The 16,263-nt window shown below is 62.0% G+C and carries 11 protein-coding genes; 7 read left to right on the top strand and 4 right to left on the bottom strand.

Going from position 1 to position 16,263, the window contains the following annotated elements; genetic code table 11:
• Positions 1-3 precede the first annotated feature (3 nt).
• The gene (truB, locus tag QCE79_RS08390; protein WP_250525930.1) at positions 4-945 is read left to right on the top strand and encodes a tRNA pseudouridine(55) synthase TruB; all 942 of its coding nucleotides are present in this window, start codon (positions 4-6) and stop codon (positions 943-945) included.
• A gap of 98 nt (positions 946-1,043) precedes the next feature.
• Here truB and QCE79_RS08385 read toward each other — a convergent pair whose 3' ends face one another.
• The 4 genes from QCE79_RS08385 to QCE79_RS08370 form a co-directional block, all read right to left on the bottom strand.
• Complete coding sequence (locus tag QCE79_RS08385; RefSeq protein ID WP_244825401.1) at positions 1,044-2,603, bottom strand: DHA2 family efflux MFS transporter permease subunit; 1,560 nt, start codon at positions 2,601-2,603, stop codon at positions 1,044-1,046.
• 19 nt (positions 2,604-2,622) lie between these two features.
• Positions 2,623-3,885, bottom strand: coding sequence for an HlyD family secretion protein (locus QCE79_RS08380; RefSeq protein WP_244825400.1), 1,263 nt, complete (start codon positions 3,883-3,885; stop codon positions 2,623-2,625).
• A 58-nt stretch (positions 3,886-3,943) separates the two neighbouring features.
• Positions 3,944-5,479, bottom strand: a complete 1,536-nt coding sequence (locus tag QCE79_RS08375; RefSeq protein WP_309843332.1) for an efflux transporter outer membrane subunit — start codon at positions 5,477-5,479, stop codon at positions 3,944-3,946.
• 75 nt (positions 5,480-5,554) lie between these two features.
• On the bottom strand, positions 5,555-6,070 hold the full coding sequence (locus QCE79_RS08370) for a MarR family winged helix-turn-helix transcriptional regulator (RefSeq protein WP_250509106.1): 516 nt from the start codon (positions 6,068-6,070) through the stop codon (positions 5,555-5,557).
• 522 nt (positions 6,071-6,592) lie between these two features.
• On the opposite strand from QCE79_RS08370, the gene typA reads away from it, so the two are divergent.
• The 6 genes from typA to QCE79_RS08340 all read left to right on the top strand — a co-directional run bounded on the left by typA (position 6,593) and on the right by QCE79_RS08340 (position 16,235).
• Positions 6,593-8,419, top strand: coding sequence for a translational GTPase TypA (gene typA, locus QCE79_RS08365; RefSeq protein ID WP_244825397.1), 1,827 nt, complete (start codon positions 6,593-6,595; stop codon positions 8,417-8,419).
• Between the two features lie 342 nt (positions 8,420-8,761).
• The gene (locus QCE79_RS08360) at positions 8,762-11,623 is read left to right on the top strand and encodes a 2-oxoglutarate dehydrogenase E1 component (protein ID WP_309843327.1); all 2,862 of its coding nucleotides are present in this window, start codon (positions 8,762-8,764) and stop codon (positions 11,621-11,623) included.
• Positions 11,624-11,753: 130 nt separating this feature from the next.
• Positions 11,754-13,079 (top strand): 2-oxoglutarate dehydrogenase complex dihydrolipoyllysine-residue succinyltransferase, encoded by a 1,326-nt coding sequence (odhB, locus tag QCE79_RS08355; RefSeq protein ID WP_250492481.1) that lies wholly within the window; start codon positions 11,754-11,756, stop codon positions 13,077-13,079.
• A gap of 93 nt (positions 13,080-13,172) precedes the next feature.
• Complete coding sequence (gene lpdA / locus QCE79_RS08350; RefSeq protein ID WP_244825394.1) at positions 13,173-14,603, top strand: dihydrolipoyl dehydrogenase; 1,431 nt, start codon at positions 13,173-13,175, stop codon at positions 14,601-14,603.
• A gap of 124 nt (positions 14,604-14,727) precedes the next feature.
• Complete coding sequence (gene zapE / locus QCE79_RS08345) at positions 14,728-15,825, top strand: cell division protein ZapE (protein ID WP_244825393.1); 1,098 nt, start codon at positions 14,728-14,730, stop codon at positions 15,823-15,825.
• Between the two features lie 137 nt (positions 15,826-15,962).
• Positions 15,963-16,235 carry a transposase gene (locus tag QCE79_RS08340; protein ID WP_309843321.1) on the top strand — a complete coding sequence of 91 codons (273 nt, stop codon included), beginning with the start codon at positions 15,963-15,965 and terminating at the stop codon, positions 16,233-16,235.
• Positions 16,236-16,263 lie beyond the last annotated feature (28 nt).

The raw sequence follows: 16,263 nt of genomic DNA, 5'->3' as shown, positions 1-16,263 counted from the left end.
GCGATGAGCGGTGCAACGAAGGACTCGCCGCGCCCGAAGATTGCCCGGCGCGCGTTAGATGGCGTGTTGCTGCTGGACAAGCCGCTCGGTTTGTCCAGCAACGACGCGCTCATCAAGGCGAAGCGGCTTTTTCTCGCGAAGAAGGCGGGACACACGGGTACGCTCGATCCCCTCGCGACGGGTTTGCTGCCGCTTTGTTTCGGTGAAGCAACCAAGTTTTCGCAGGATTTGCTCGAAGCCGACAAGACCTACGAAGCGACGATGCGCCTCGGTATGCGCACGACGACGGGCGACGCGGAAGGCGAAGCCATCGACGAGCGCGCGGTGACGTGCGACGAAGCGGCTGTGCGAGATGCCATGACGCGCTTTCTCGGCGAGATCGTGCAAATTCCACCGATGTATTCCGCGCTCAAACGTGACGGCAAGCCGCTCTACGAATACGCGCGCGCGGGACAGACCGTGGAGCGCGAAGGGCGCAACGTCACCATCCACGCGTTGGAGATGATCGCGTGTGCGTTGCCGCTCGTCACGTTTCGCGTGACCTGCAGCAAGGGCACGTATGTACGCACCCTGGCTGAGGATATCGGCGAGACATTGGAATGCGGCGCGCATCTGACGGCGTTGCGGCGGACGGGCGTGGGCGCGTTGACGCTCGACCATGCGGTGACGCTCGATGCATTGGCGAACATCGACGAAATCGCGCGCGATGCGTGGCTTCAGCCGGTGGATGCGCTGCTGTCGACGTTCCCGGAAGTGCGTCTGGACGACGATGCCACCCGGCGTTTTTTGCATGGCCAGCGCCTCAAGCTGTCGGATGTATCGACGGACATGCTCGAAGCGGGCCGCGTGCGCGTGTACACGCAAGAAGGCGGACGGCTGCTTGGCGTGGCGAAAGCGGGCGAGGGCGTGCTTGCGCCGGAACGGTTGATCGTCACGGCGGGCTGAGCGAGTCAGCGACGCCAGACTTACAACCTGCGCAACGAAAAAAAGCCCAGACGAGAAGTCTGGGCTTTTTTACGTCCGTGCCAAACGAACCGCAACGATCAATGCGCCGCCGATGCCGCCGCCGCTGAATCTCCGCCGCCCGAGCGTTCGGGCTTCGTGATCCAGATCAATGCGATCAGCGCGACGAAAATCCCCGCCGAGATATAGAACATGTCGTTCACGCCGAGTTGTGCGGCCTGCTGCGTCGCCATGCTGTTGAAGAGACCGTAAGTCTGATCGTGCGAATAGCCGATTGCGCCCATCTGCTGCATCGAATTGGTGAAGTTCGGATTGAACGAATTCGCCTGCTCCACCAGTTGCACGTGATGAACGATCGACCGATGCTCCCAGGCCGTCGAAAAAATCGACGTGCCGATACCGCCGCACATGATCCGCACGAAGTTCGACAAGCCCGACGCCGCCGGAATGCGATGCCCCGGCAAACCCGACAGCGTGATCGACACCAGCGGAATGAAGAAGCCCGCCATCGCGATACCCTGAATCAGCGTGGGCAGCGTGAGCGACCAGGTATCGACGCCCGTGGTGTAGCGCGAACGCATCCAGAAGCACAGCGCGAACACGAGAAACGCGGCAGTTGCAATCCGGCGCGGGTCGGTGCGTGGCAGGAATTTGCCCGTGATCGGCGAGAGCAGTACCGCGAACAATCCGACGGGCGCCATCACGAGCCCGGCGTCGGTGGCCGTGTAGCCGATCACCGTTTGCAGCCACAGCGGCAACAACACGAGATTGCCGAAGTAGAGCCCATAGCCGACCGAGAGCGCAATGGTCCCGCCCGAGAAGTTGCGCAGCGCGAACAACGACAGATCGACGACCGGATGCTCCGCCGTCAGCTCCCAAACGATGAAGAACGCGAACGCGATCACCGCGACCAGCGCGAGCACGACGATGGTCGTCGAATTGAACCAGTCGAGATCCTTGCCCTTGTCCAGCATGATCTGCAGCGAGCCGACCCAGACTACGAGCAAGCCGAGCCCGACCGAATCGATGGGCGCTTTACGGATGGCGGAATCGCGGTCGCGGAAAATCATGAACGTCGCGATGGCCGCAATGAAGCCGACCGGAATGTTCACGTAGAAGATCCACGGCCATGAGATGTTGTCCGAGATCCAGCCGCCGAGAATCGGCCCGGCGACAGGCGCAATGAGCGTGGTCATCGACCACATGGATAACGCAATGGGCGCTTTCTCGCGCGGGTAGCTCGCGAGCAGGAGCGTTTGCGACAGCGGGATCATCGGGCCGGCGACCGCGCCTTGCAGCACGCGCGCGGCGAGCAGGAAGGGCAGCGTCGGCGCGAGTCCGCACAGCCATGAAGCGATCACGAAGAGAATGATCGAGCCGAGAAACAGCTTCACTTGCCCGATGCGCTGCGTGAGCCAGCCGGTGAGCGGCACCGAGATGGCGTTGGCGACCGCGAACGACGTGATGACCCACGTGCCCTGATCGGACGAGACACCGAGATCGCCCGAGATCGACGGAATCGAGACGTTCGCGATCGACGTGTCGAGCACGTTCATGAACACGGCGAGCGACACGGCGATCGTCCCGATGACGAGCTTTCCGCCCGTCAGCGGCGGATGAACGACGTTGGCTTGAGACATCGATGAGGTCCGTGTCCGCTTACATCAGCTTGGCGGCCGAGGCGGACTTCGCCGCCGCGCCGTTGCCGCGCGAGGACGAAGCGCCCGACGAAGCCTGCGGACCATTGCCCGCGTTCTGCTGGATGATGCGCGCGATCTCCTGATCGGCCTGATCGCCGTACTTGTCGAACACGTTGGTCTGATAAACCGTGTTCGGCGCCTGGCCGAGCTGGCCGCCTTGTTCATCCTTGATGGTCACGTCGACATCCATCGACAGGCCGATACGCAACGGATGCTGCTCCAGTTCCTTCGGATCGAGCGCGATACGCACCGGTAGACGTTGCACCACCTTGATCCAGTTACCGGTCGCGTTCTGGGCGGGCAAAAGCGAGAAGGCCGAACCCGTGCCGGCCGAGAATCCGACGACCTTGCCGTGATAGACCACGCTCGAACCGTACAGGTCGGCCGTCAGATCGACCGGCTGGCCAATGCGCATGTGCTTGAGCTGCACTTCCTTGAAGTTGGCATCGACCCACACGCCGTTGAGCGGCACGATGGCCATCAGCGGATTGCCCGGCGCCACGCGCTGGCCGACCTGCACCGAACGTTTCGCGACATAACCCGTCACCGGCGCGGGCAGCGTGTTGCGCGCGTAGTTGATGTACGCGTCGCGCACCTTGGCGGCGGCGGCAAGCACGTTCGGGTGATCCGCGATCGTCGTGTTCGAGGTCAGCGAACGGTTCGACGCGAGTTCCTGCTGGGCCGAGTCGAGCGCCGCCTGCGCGCCGCGCACGGCGTCGCGAGCGTGCGAGATTTCTTCCAGCGATACCGCGCCCGTTTGCGCGACCGTCATGCGGCGGCGCAAATCGTCCTGGGCACGCGAGAGGTCGGAGCGACGCAGCGCGATCTGCGCTTCGTACTGGTTGTTGTTGACGAAGAAGGTGCGTACCTGACGCACGGTCTGCGCGAGATTCGCTTCCGCCTGATCGAGCGCGACCTTCGAGTCGGCGGGATCGAGCGCGACGAGCGGGTCGCCGACCTTCACCGTCTGGGTATCGTCCGCGTTCACCGAAATGACCGTGCCGACCACTTGCGGCGTGATTTGCACGACGTTGCCGTTCACGTAGGCGTCGTCGGTGGACTCGTGAAAGCGCGCGACGAGGAAGTAGTACAGGCCGTAAGCCACGGCGGCGATGATGACGACGAGCACGATCAGCGTCATGAGCACGCGGCGTTTGCCGTTGCGCTGCTTGGGCGCGGGAGCGGCGGCGGCTGCGGCGGCGTTTTGTTGAGGGTCGCTCATTGAAGGCTCCGAATGTTTCGTATTTATCTTGATGCGTGTTCTTGTACTTGGGCGCGGCTCAGTTCGACTGCGCCGGTTGGCTTGCCGTCTGTTGCGTGCCCTTGGGCTGTCCGCTGCCGTCGATCGCGAGATTCGAATCGGTCGCGTCGAATCCGCCGCCGAGCGATTTGATCAGCGCGATCTGCAGGTCGCTGCGCCTCAAGCGCAGATTGGTCACGGTCTGCTCGTTGGCGAGGCGGTTCTGGTCGGCCGTCAGCACTTGCAGTTGCGGCGACAGCCCGGCCTTGTAGCGGATCACCGCGAGCTCGTAGGCGTTCGACGCCGCCGCGAGCGCGCGTTGGGCGTCGCCCATCTGATGGTCGAGCGAGCGGATAGCCGAGATATTGGTCGCCACGTCGTTCATCGCGTTGATGAGCGTCTGATTGTAGTTGGCGACGTCGCCTTCGAAGTCGGCATAACGGCCCTTCAATTGGGCGCGCAGCGCGCCGGCATCGAAGATGGGCAGATGGATGGCCGGACCGGCCTGGACCTGACGGCTGCTCGAAGTGAGGAAGCGGCCCCAGCCGAATGCGTCGAAACCGAAGCCCGCGGCGAGGTTGATGTCCGGGAAGAACTCGGCCTTCGCTTCCTTGATGTTGTGCGTTGCCGACTCGACCTGCCAGCGTGCCGCGACGATGTCCGGACGGCGCGCGACGAGGTCGGCGGGCACGTTGTCGGGCAGCGCGACGGTGACGTTCGAATTGATCACCGGATTGGCGATCTGCAGGCCGCGGTCCGGACCCTTGCCCAGCAGCGCCGCGAGCTGATAGCGCACCGACTCGATTTGGCCGTCGAGTTCGCTGAGGTTGGTCTGGCTCGTCGCGGTGTTGCCTTCGGCGGTGCGGCGTTCCACGTTGGTATCGAGACCGGCGGTTACGCGTCCGTTGGTGATGCGGCCGACGTTCTCGCGATTCGAAATCTCGCGCTGGGTGACATCGCGCAGTGCGTAAAGCAACGCAAGCTGGTTATATGTGCGCGCCACCGACGCCGCGAGCGTCACGCGCGCCTGCTGCATGTCAGCCTCGGCCGCCTTTTCCAGCGAGACCGCTTGATTCAGACGCGCGCGATTCTTGCCCCAGAGGTCGAGATCCCACGACGCGCTGGCAAGCACGTTGTTCTCGCTGAACCACGTTCCACCGTAGGGCGGCGGGAACAGCGCGTTGGCGGAGTAGAGCTCGCGAGTCCACGAATACGAACCGTTGACCTTAGGCGACAGCGCCGAACGCGAGGTTTCGATATACGACGATGCCTTTGCAATTCGCGATTGGGCCTGCGCAATGCTCGGATTGTCCGCGAGCGCTTCGTCGATGAGTTGCGGCAATTGCGGGTCGCCGAACTGCTTTGCCCAGTCGAGCGACGGCCACTGGCCGCCTTGTCCCGGCACGCTTTGCGTGGCGCTGTAGTCGTCGGGCGTGGCGATTGTCTTGTCGCTCGAAATGCCCGAATAGTTCGCGCATCCGGCGATTGCCAGCGCGGCAGCGGCGGCCGCCAACGCGGTCTTCGCGCTTCCCGGCAGCCCGATGCCTCGGAGCGCTGGCAAGGATAGGTGTTTCATCGCTCGTCTCTTGAGATGAGAATTAAAGATGGACGTTGCAATCATTTTTTTGCGCCGTAGCGGCGGATTTGCTTGTCATCGCAATGACGTCGCGGGCTTGTCGTTCGCGTTCAGCGCGAGGGCCGCGGCGGAGTCGCACGAGTTTGCCAGTACGCGTCGCAGCATGCTCTTGAGAAATCCGACTTCCTCGGGCGTGAAGCCTGCAAGAAGATTGTCCAGGACGCTTGTAAAGATGGCGGGCACTTGTTCGGCCATCACGCGGCCGTCTTCGGTGAGCGCCAGTCGAACCACGCGCCGGTCCGCCTCGCTGCGCACGCGCGACAGCAGGCCGCGCTTCTCCAGCCGGTCGATCAGACGCGTGACCGCGCTTGCGTCGATACCGTACTCACGTGCAATATCCGCCGCCGTCGCGCATTTGCCCACCGCCAGCATGAACATAATGCTCGCCTGCGTTCCGGTAATGCCGAGCTCGGAGGAGGTGTGCTGCGTCACCATGTTCCACATGGTGGAGCGCACCCGGCTGATGAGGTAGCCCACGCTTTCGCTCAGGACGTAATCGCCGATGCCAGCGGGTTTTGGAGCCTCACTCATTGTAAATTCTTGTGCGGTCGCAATAATTGACTAGGCAGTATTATAGGTAGGGCAAGATGTCGCTGCAAGAATCTTTTCCAAGAACGCTTAATAATCGGCCGGGGCGGCCCGTCGCACTAAGCCAAGCCCGTTTTTCACATAGATGACGCGGCGGCGGCGCAACATTGCAATTACGGGTCGCGGCCTATTGTCAGAAAGTGACTTCCGTGCGTGCTATAATTTACGGTTCTCACCGCGCCGGGACCGTGATTCACATGCAACTGCGCCGACTGACGAGCCGTCCGAGGTAACGAGTCAAGTACCCGCGAAGTACAAGACGAAGTACCCGCGAAGTACAAGAACTACGTCCGAAAGACATAAGCCGGACGGAATGCAGCGCACAAGCAAATCACGCGCTGCCGGACAAGCTCAGTCGGAACAGCATTGCGTCAAAGACGGCCTGCCGAGCCACGACGCCTCCTTATCCAGAATGTTCTGGATGGACTCAGGCCTGCTTCGACGGCGCATAACCAAGATACCTCTATGACTCGCGCCCTACGCAATATCGCAATCATCGCCCACGTCGACCACGGCAAGACCACGCTCGTCGACCAGTTGCTCCGTCAATCGGGCACGTTCCGGGAAAACCAACAGGTCGCCGAACGGGTCATGGACTCGAACGACATCGAAAAAGAACGTGGCATCACGATCCTGGCGAAGAATTGCGCGGTCGAATACGAAGGCACGCACATCAATATCGTCGACACGCCGGGACACGCCGACTTCGGCGGCGAGGTGGAGCGTGTGCTCTCCATGGTCGATTCCGTGCTGTTGCTCGTCGACGCCGTCGAAGGCCCGATGCCGCAAACGCGCTTCGTGACCAAGAAGGCGCTCGCGCTTGGTCTCAAGCCCATCGTTGTCATCAACAAGGTGGACCGTCCGGGCGCGCGTATCGACTGGGTGATCAACCAGACGTTCGATCTGTTCGACAAGCTGGGCGCGACCGAAGAGCAGCTCGACTTCCCGATCGTCTACGCGTCGGGCCTGAACGGCTATGCCGGTCTCGACCCCGAAGTGCGCGAAGGCACCATGCGTCCGCTCTTCGAAGCCATTCTGGAACACGTGCCGGTGCGCCCGTCGGACCCCGATGGTCCCCTGCAACTGCAGATCACTTCGCTCGACTACAACTCGTATGTCGGCCGTATCGGCGTGGGTCGCGTGGCGCGCGGCCGTATTCGCCCGGGCATGCAAGTGGCCGTGCGTTCGGGTCCGGACGGCGCGATCATCAATCGCAAGATCAATCAGGTGCTGTCGTTCCACGGCCTCGAGCGCGTGCAGGTCGAAGAAGCGCAAGCAGGCGACATCGTGCTGATCAACGGTATCGAGGAAATCGGTATTGGCGTGACCATCTGCGCGCCGGAAAATCCCGAAGCGCTGCCCATGATCACCGTCGACGAACCCACGCTCACGATGAACTTTCTCGTGAACTCGTCGCCGCTCGCGGGCAAGGAAGGCAAGTTCGTGACGAGCCGCCAGATTCGCGACCGTCTCACGAAGGAACTGAACCACAACGTGGCGCTGCGCGTGAAAGACACGGGCGACGAAACCACGTTCGAAGTGTCGGGTCGCGGCGAACTGCATCTGACCATTCTGGTCGAGAACATGCGCCGTGAAGGTTATGAGCTCGCCGTGTCGCGCCCGCGCGTGGTGCTGCAAGAAATCGACGGCGTGAAGCACGAGCCGTATGAAAACCTGACGGTCGATATCGAAGACCAGCATCAGGGCGGCGTGATGGAAGAACTCGGCCGTCGCAAGGGCGAAATGCTCGACATGACGTCCGACGGCCGTGGCCGTACGCGTCTCGAATACAAGATCTCGGCGCGCGGTCTGATCGGTTTTCAGAGCGAATTCCTGACGCTTACGCGCGGCACGGGTCTGATGAGCCATACGTTCGACTCGTACTCGCCGGTGAAGGAAGGTTCGGTCGGCGAACGTCGCAACGGCGTGCTGATCTCGCAAGACGATGGCGCCGCTGTCGCCTATGCACTGTGGAAGCTGCAAGATCGCGGCCGCATGTTCGTGACGCCGGGCGACGCGCTGTACGAAGGCATGATCATCGGTATCCATAGCCGCGACAACGACCTGGTCGTGAACCCGATCAAGGGTAAGCAGCTAACCAACGTGCGCGCATCGGGTACGGACGAAGCCGTGCGTCTCGTGCCGCCGGTTCAGCTGTCGCTGGAATACGCGGTGGAGTTCATCGACGACGACGAACTCGTCGAGGTGACGCCGCAGTCCATCCGCCTGCGCAAGCGTCATCTGAAGGAACACGAGCGTCGTCGCGCGAGCCGTGAAGGCGCAACCGACTAATGCGTTCGTTCGCATGCAAGTGACAAAGCCGCCTTCGGGCGGCTTTTTTTATCTCATCGCTAAAGCTTCCGAAAGTGCTGCCGACGCGCGCGCAATAACATCGCTTGCTTATCGCGCGAATGCCCGCACATCTGCGTTGCAGAAGGGCGAAGCCGAGGCTCCAAGGTGCGACCACCTGTCATATGACGATTGGTTCTGTGCTATGCTAATCGGATTAGCTGTCGCTTTTTAGGTCCTTCCAAGCAGACTTGATTCGCGCAATCCGCTAAACGGTCAGGCCGTGGCGCGGAAGGTTTCTTAACCCGCACTTCCTCGAGAAACTCGAAGAAAGGTGAGCGTAAAATGATGAAGCAATTCCAGTCGAACTCCTATTTGTTCGGCGGTAACGCTCCGTACGTTGAAGAACTGTACGAGCAATATCTAGACAACCCGGCGTCGGTCCCCGAGACTTGGCGTACCTATTTCGACGCGCTTCAGAACGTGCCAGCATCCGACGGCACGGCTCAGAGCGACGTGGCCCACGGCCCTATCGTCGAATCCTTTGCGCAGCGTGCGAAGTCCAACGCCTTCGTTCCTCGTGAAGGCGGCGGCGAAGATCTCGCCACCGCGCGCAAGCAGGTCTACGTCCAGTCACTGATCGGCGCATATCGCTTCCTCGGCTCGCAACTGGCCGACCTCGATCCGCTCAAGCGCCGCGAGCGTCCGCATATTCCTGAACTCGAACCTGCGTTCTACGACTTCACCGAAGCCGACATGGACCAGACGTTCAGCGCCACGAACCTGTATTTCGGTTTCGAGCGCGCGAGCCTGCGCGAGATCGTCAAGGCATTGCGTGACACGTATTGCGGCAAGATCGGCGCCGAATACATGTACATCAGCGACCCCGAACAAAAGCGCTGGTGGAAAGAGAAGCTCGAGTCGACGCGCTCGACGCCCAACTTCTCGAACGACAAGAAGAAGCACATCCTGAATCGCCTGACGGCCGCCGAAGGCCTCGAGCGTTTCCTGCACACCAAGTACGTCGGTCAGAAGCGCTTCTCGCTGGAAGGCGGCGAGAGCTTCATCGCGTCGATGGACGAAGTCGTCCGTCACGCAGGCGCGAACGGCGTGCAGGAAATCGTCATCGGCATGGCGCACCGCGGGCGTCTGAACGTGCTGGTCAATACGCTCGGCAAGATGCCCGCCGACCTCTTCGCCGAATTCGAAGGCAAGCACGTCGATGACCTGCCGGCTGGCGACGTCAAGTATCACAAGGGTTTCTCGTCGGACGTCTCGACCGATGGCGGCCCGGTTCACCTGTCGCTCGCGTTCAACCCGTCGCATCTGGAAATCGTGAACCCGGTGGTCGAAGGGTCGGCCAAGGCGCGGATGGATCGCCGTGGCGACGAAGAAGGCCTGCAAGTGCTGCCGGTGCAGATTCACGGCGACGCCGCTTTCGCGGGCCAGGGCGTCGTGATGGAAACGCTGAACCTCGCGCAGACGCGCGGCTACGGCACGCACGGCACGCTGCATATCGTCATCAACAATCAGATCGGCTTCACGACCTCGGACCCGCGCGACTCGCGCTCGACGCTGTACTGCTCGGACGTCGTCAAGATGATCGAAGCGCCGGTGCTGCACGTGAACGGCGACGATCCCGAAGCCGTGGTGCTCGCCACGCAGCTCGCCATCGACTTCCGCACGAAGTTCCATAAGGACGTGGTCGTCGATATCGTCTGCTTCCGCAAGCTCGGCCACAACGAGCAGGACACGCCGGCGGTCACGCAGCCGCTGATGTACAAGACCATTGCCAAGCATCCGGGCACGCGCGCGCTGTATGCCGAAAAGCTCGTGCAGCAAGGCGTCATCACGCCCGAAGTCGCGGGCGAATACGTCAAGGCATACCGCACGGCAATGGACGAAGGTCACCACACCATCGACCCGGTGCTCTCGAACTACAAGAGCAAGTACGCGGTCGACTGGGTGCCGTTCCTGAATCGCAAGTGGACCGACGCGGCCGACACCGCCGTGCCGCTCGCCGAACTCAAGCGGCTGGCCGAGCGCATCACGACGATCCCGGAAAACTTCAAGGTGCATCCGCTCGTCGAGCGCGTGATCAACGATCGCCGCGCCATGGGCCGTGGCGAAGCCAAGCTCGACTGGGGCATGGGCGAGCATCTCGCGTTCGCGTCGCTGGTCGCTTCGGGTTATGCGGTGCGTCTGACGGGTCAGGATTCGGGCCGCGGCACGTTCACGCACCGTCACGCGGTGCTGCACGATCAGAACCGCGAGCGCTGGAACGACGGCACGTACATTCCGCTGCAGAACATTGCCGAAGGTCAGGCCAAGTTCTCGGTGATCGACTCCGTGTTGTCCGAAGAAGCCGTGCTCGGTTTCGAATACGGTTATTCGACCGCCGAGCCGAACACGTTCGTCGCGTGGGAAGCGCAGTTCGGCGACTTCGTGAACGGCGCGCAAGTCGTGATCGACCAGTTCATCTCGTCGGGCGAAGTGAAATGGGGCCGCGTCTCGGGTCTCACCATGCTGCTGCCGCACGGCTACGAAGGTCAAGGTCCGGAGCACTCGTCGGCACGTATCGAACGTTTCCTGCAGTTGTGCGCGGATCACAACATGCAAGTGGTGCAGCCCACCACGCCGGCGCAAATCTTCCATCTGTTGCGCCGCCAGATGATCCGCTTGTTCAGAAAGCCGCTGATCATCGCCACGCCGAAGTCGCTTCTGCGTCACAAGGAAGCCGTGTCGGACCTGTCGGAACTGGCGAAGGGTTCGTTCCAGCCGGTCATTGGCGAAGTGGACGAGGCCATCGACGCGAAGAAGGTCAAGCGCGTGGTTGTCTGCTCGGGCCGCGTGTATTACGACATCGTCGCGCATCGCCGCGAAGCGAAGAGCAACGACGTCGCCATCGTGCGTATCGAGCAGCTCTATCCGTTCGCGCACAAGCAGTTCGACGCGGAACTCAAGAAATACGAGAACGCGACCGAAGTGGTCTGGGTGCAGGACGAGCCGCAGAACCAGGGCGCCTGGTTCTACATCGAGCACCATCTGCGTGAAGGCATGAAGGACGGTATGAAGCTCGCATATAGCGGCCGTCCGGCTTCGGCTTCGCCCGCGGTCGGTTATTACGCGAAGCACTACGAGCAACAGAAGGCGCTCGTGGAAGGCGCGTTCGGCCGCCTCAAGGGCGCGCAGGTGATCGCGAAGTAACACGGCTTGACGGGACCGCGCGGGCGAGGCTCGCCGGTCCCGTACGCGAAACGCGCATCGAATGCGGCGTCAGGTCGCCGTGCATCGCGTCGCTCGCATTCATACAGACACGTATCAGGACAAAACAGAAATGGCTATCGTAGAAGTCAAGGTTCCCCAGCTTTCGGAGTCGGTTTCAGAAGCGACCATGCTGCAGTGGAAGAAGAAGCCGGGCGAGGCTGTCGCCCAGGACGAAATCCTCATCGAAATCGAGACCGACAAGGTCGTGCTCGAAGTGCCTGCACCGTCCGCCGGCGTGCTGGCGCAAGTCATCAAGCATGACGGCGATATCGTCGCCGCCGATGAAATCATCGCGAAGATCGACACCGAAGCCAAGGCCGGTGAAGCACCGGCCGCCGCCGCCGCTGGCGACGCGGAAGTGAAACCGGCGCCCGAAGCCGAGCCTGCCGCCGCATCGGCTGCTGCTCCGGCGGCCGCGCAAGGTTCGGCGCAAGCCACGGGCGGTGCAGCATCGCCTTCGGCCACGAAGATTCTGGCCGAGAAGGGCGTTTCCGCGGACCAGGTTGCAGGCTCCGGCCGCGACGGCCGCATCACGAAGGGCGATGCACTCAGCGCTTCGGCATCCGCCGCTGCCGCGCCCGCCAAGGCTGCTGCTCCGGCGCCCGCCGCCGCACCGGCTCCGGCTGCCGCACGCGCCGCGAAGCCGTCGCTGCCGGACGTGAAGGCGCCCGCATCGGCGGATCAGTGGCTCAAGGATCGCCCGGAACAACGCGTGCCGATGTCGCGTCTGCGTGCGCGTATCGCCGAGCGTCTGCTCGAATCGCAGCAGACCAACGCCATCCTGACGACGTTCAACGAAGTCAACATGGCGCCGGTCATGGATCTGCGCAACAAGTACAAGGACCGCTTCGAGAAGGAACATGGCGTGAAGCTCGGCTTCATGTCGTTCTTCGTGAAGGCCGCCGTGCACGCGCTGAAGAAGTTCCCGCTCGTGAACGCGTCGATAGACGGTAACGATATCGTCTATCACGGTTACTTCGACATCGGTATCGCGGTCGGTTCGCCGCGTGGTCTCGTCGTGCCCATTCTGCGTAATGCAGATCAGATGAGCCTTGCCGACATCGAAAAGAAGATCGCCGAATTCGGTCAGAAGGCGAAGGACGGCAAGCTGTCCATCGACGAAATGACGGGCGGCACGTTCTCCATCTCGAATGGCGGCGTGTTCGGCTCCATGCTGTCGACGCCTATCATCAACCCGCCGCAGTCCGCGATTCTTGGCGTGCACGCCACGAAGGAACGCGCCGTGGTGGAAAACGGCCAGATCGTGATCCGCCCGATGAACTATCTGGCGCTGTCTTACGATCACCGCATCATCGACGGCCGCGAGGCCGTGCTGTCGCTCGTCGCCATGAAGGACGCGCTGGAAGATCCGGCTCGTCTGCTGCTCGACCTGTAAGCGTAGAACGCATGTTGCCCTGGTGCGCGCGATAGGCTCGCGCGCACCGTGAAGGGCGTCTCCGCATGAGCGGAGTCATATCAAGGGAAAGTCATGTCCAAGGAATTTGATGTCGTCGTGATCGGCGCGGGCCCCGGTGGCTATATCGCGGCCATTCGCGCAGCGCAGCTCGGCAAGTCGGTTGCGTGTATCGAGAAGTGGAAGAATCCGGCGGGCACGCTCAAGCTCGGCGGTACGTGTCTGAACGTGGGCTGCATTCCGTCGAAGGCGCTGCTCGCGTCGTCGGAAGAGTTCGAGAACACGGCGAAGCATCTGGGCGATCACGGCATCAGCGTGTCGGACGTGAAGCTCGATGTCTCGAAGATGCTCGCGCGCAAGGACGGCATCGTCGAGAAGATGACGAAGGGCATCGAGTTCCTGTTCCGCAAGAACAAGATCACGTGGCTCAAGGGTCACGGCAAGTTCGCCGGCAAGACCGAGGCCGGCGTGCAGATCGAAGTGTCGGGCGAAGGCGAAACGGAAACGGTCACGGCGAAGAACGTGATCATCGCCACGGGTTCGAAGGCGCGTCATCTGCCGAATATCCCGGTCGACAACAAGATCGTCGCCGACAACGAAGGCGCGTTGTCCTTCGACGCCGTGCCGAAGAAGCTCGCCGTGATCGGCGCGGGCGTGATCGGTCTGGAACTGGGTTCGGTGTGGCGCCGTCTCGGCGCGGACGTGACCGTGCTCGAAGCGCTGCCGCAGTTCCTCGGCGCAGCGGACGAAGCGCTCGCGCGTGAAGCCGCGAAGCAATTCAAGAAGCAGGGCCTCGACATTCACCTCGGTGTGAAGATCGGCGAAGTGAAGACCACGGAGAGCGGCGTTTCCATCGCGTACACGGACAGCACGGGTAATGCAAAGACGCTGGAAGCGGACCGCCTGATCGTGTCCATCGGCCGCGTGCCGAACACGGACAATCTCGGTCTGGAAGCAATCGGCCTGAAGGCCAACGAGCGCGGTTTCATCGACGTGGACGAACACTGCGCGACCGCCGTGCCGAACGTGTACGCAATCGGCGACGTGGTGCGCGGCCCGATGCTCGCGCACAAGGCGGAAGACGAAGGCGTGGCGGTGGCCGAGATCATCGACGGTCAGAAGCCGCATATCGACTACAACTGCATTCCGTGGGTCATCTACACGGAACCGGAAATCGCGTGGGTCGGCAAGACCGAGCAGCAACTCAAGGCGGAAGGGCGCGAGTTCAAGTCCGGCCAGTTCCCGATGATGGCCAATGGCCGCGCATTGGGTATCGGCCGTGCGGATGGCTTCGTCAAGATGATCGCGGACGCGAAGACCGACGAGATTCTCGGCGTGCATATCATCGCGGCCGACGCGTCGGACCTGATCGCGGAAGCCGTGGTGGCGATGGAGTTCAAGGCGGCCGCCGAAGATATCGGCCGCATTTGCCATCCGCATCCGTCGCTTTCCGAAGTCATGCGCGAAGCGGCGCTCGCAGTCGATAAACGCGCGCTGAACATGTAAGTTCGCCGGGTCTGGAAGGACCCGGCCGGACTCGGCCCGGCTCGGCCGGCATCGCAACGAAGGCGAGCGGATCAAACCGTTCGCCTTCGTCACATTCAACGGCATCAGCGCTACAAGCCGCATCATGAACGTCACCGAATACTACGAAAACGAGCTGCGCACGCGGGGCTATCGATCGGACGAGGCGCAGCTCGCGGCGGTCGCGCGGCTGCAGCGCTGTTACGACGAATGGATCTCTTATAAGTCGCGCCGCTCGAACGCGATCATGAAGTTTCTCGTGCATCCGGAGCTGCCGCGCGGCGTGTATCTGTGGGGCGGCGTCGGGCGCGGCAAGAGCTTTCTGATGGACAGCTTCTATGCGGTCGTGCCGGTGCAGCGCAAGACGCGTTTGCATTTTCACGAGTTCATGCGCGAGGTGCATCGCGAACTGGAAGACCTCAAGGGCCAGGCCGATCCGCTCGACGAACTCGCGCGGCGCATCGCGAAGCGTTACCGGCTGATCTGCTTCGACGAATTCCACGTCTCCGATATCGCCGACGCGATGATTCTTTATCGCCTGCTCGATCGCCTCTTCACCAACGGCGTGCAGTTCGTGATGACGTCCAATTACGAGCCGGACACGTTGTACCCGGAAGGCCTGCATCGCGACAGGCTGCTGCCGGCTATCGAGCTCATCAAGAAGCATCTCGACGTCCTGAATGTCGATGCCGGCACCGACTATCGCAGACTGACGCTTTCGACCGTGCAGGCGTATCACACGCCGCTCGGCGCGGCCGCGGATAAAGCCTTGCGCGACGACTTCGCAAAGCTCGCCGCCGTGCCGGACGAAAGCCCGCTGCTGCATATCGAGAAGCGCGAGCTCAAGGCACTGCGTCGCGCGGACGGCGTCGTCTGGTTCGATTTCGCGACCTTGTGCGGCGGACCGCGTTCGCAGAACGATTACCTCGAACTCGCGAGCCGCTTTCACGCCGTGATTCTGTCGGATGTGCCGCAGATGTCGCCGCGCATGGCATCGGAAGCGCGTCGCTTTACGTGGCTCATCGACGTGTTCTACGACCACAAGGTCAAGCTGCTGATGTCGGCGGCGGTGCCCGCCGAAGACCTGTATGTGGAAGGACCGATGGCCAATGAATTCGCGCGCACGGTATCGCGCATCGTGGAAATGCAGTCGAAGGAATATCTGGAGTCGCCGCGCCGTCTATCGGATATCTCACTGACCTAATACCGAGAAACCAAAAATAGCCGTTCAGCCAATTGGCGTAAGGCTTGTCGGGCTTTTTCAAGATTAGGAGGACTCTTATTTCCCCGCTTTGGTGCGCTCGGTATCGTTGCCGGGTACAGTAAATTGGAGAAATTAACGTGAAGCCCTACCGCGACATGTCCGACGAAGAATGGCAAATGGTGGCGCCATTGCTCCCCGAGCTGAGGCCGCGTTCCGAACTGCGCGGTCGGCCGCTCGCCAACACTCGCGCCGTGCTAAATGGCGTGCTCTGGGTCATGTATAGCGGCGCGTCGTGGTCCACCATGCCGCGCAAATACCCGTCGTATCAGACGTGTCACCGGCGCTTCAAGGCGTGGCACGAATCGGGCGTGCTGCTTCGGAAGCCTTGTAGCGTGGGGTTCCGGCAATAGCGGGCGTAGCGTCTGGCCGAGTTCTGCG

It is taken from the genome of Caballeronia sp. LZ003, assembly GCF_031451465.1.
In the GTDB taxonomy this organism is placed as follows: Bacteria; Pseudomonadota; Gammaproteobacteria; order Burkholderiales; family Burkholderiaceae; genus Caballeronia.
The sequence above is the reverse complement of the archived record's forward strand: the minus strand, read 5'-3'. Positions and strand labels throughout refer to the sequence as shown.

What these genes read in the sequence shown, in the direction of transcription:
- truB (WP_250525930.1), top strand. Translation starts at nt 4, where the DNA reads ATGAGCGGTGCAACGAAGGACTCGCCGCGCCCGAAGATTGCCCGGCGC.
- QCE79_RS08385 (WP_244825401.1), bottom strand. Translation starts at nt 2,603, where the DNA reads ATGTCTCAAGCCAACGTCGTTCATCCGCCGCTGACGGGCGGAAAGCTC.
- QCE79_RS08380 (WP_244825400.1), bottom strand. Translation starts at nt 3,885, where the DNA reads ATGAGCGACCCTCAACAAAACGCCGCCGCAGCCGCCGCCGCTCCCGCG.
- QCE79_RS08375 (WP_309843332.1), bottom strand. Translation starts at nt 5,479, where the DNA reads ATGAAACACCTATCCTTGCCAGCGCTCCGAGGCATCGGGCTGCCGGGA.
- QCE79_RS08370 (WP_250509106.1), bottom strand. Translation starts at nt 6,070, where the DNA reads ATGAGTGAGGCTCCAAAACCCGCTGGCATCGGCGATTACGTCCTGAGC.
- typA (WP_244825397.1), top strand. Translation starts at nt 6,593, where the DNA reads ATGACTCGCGCCCTACGCAATATCGCAATCATCGCCCACGTCGACCAC.
- QCE79_RS08360 (WP_309843327.1), top strand. Translation starts at nt 8,762, where the DNA reads ATGATGAAGCAATTCCAGTCGAACTCCTATTTGTTCGGCGGTAACGCT.
- odhB (WP_250492481.1), top strand. Translation starts at nt 11,754, where the DNA reads ATGGCTATCGTAGAAGTCAAGGTTCCCCAGCTTTCGGAGTCGGTTTCA.
- lpdA (WP_244825394.1), top strand. Translation starts at nt 13,173, where the DNA reads ATGTCCAAGGAATTTGATGTCGTCGTGATCGGCGCGGGCCCCGGTGGC.
- zapE (WP_244825393.1), top strand. Translation starts at nt 14,728, where the DNA reads ATGAACGTCACCGAATACTACGAAAACGAGCTGCGCACGCGGGGCTAT.